This is a genomic window from Neisseria sp. P0014.S009 (genome assembly GCF_051958155.1).
Lineage (GTDB): Bacteria > Pseudomonadota > Gammaproteobacteria > Burkholderiales > Neisseriaceae > Neisseria > Neisseria flavescens_C.
Window position 1 is genome coordinate 1 of record NZ_JBQCVS010000243.1, and the last position, 239, is coordinate 239.

Annotated in this window: 1 pseudogene; it reads right to left on the reverse strand. The window is 46.9% G+C overall.

The annotated features are described in order from the left end of the window. Window positions 1-239, reverse strand: a pseudogene (locus ACTHS4_RS12505) (TonB-dependent siderophore receptor); the annotation flags it as partial.

Genomic DNA, 239 nt, shown 5'->3' on the forward strand with positions numbered 1-239 from the left:
ATGAATAAGAGGTCGTGATTTTGGCCGAACGCGAAGATGCGTCCGGTAAGGTTGTTTTGGAAAGTGAACTGGCGGTTGCCTGAATCGTAACGGTCGAAGCTGTATGTGGTTCCCAGGCCGTCTGTACCGATTCCTTTGCCTGTGCCACCCATCGTGTAATATTCTTTTGAACTGGTGTTCTTACGCCAGTACAACTTGCTGCTCAGTTTCCAGTTATCGTTGAAATAATGTTCAAACTC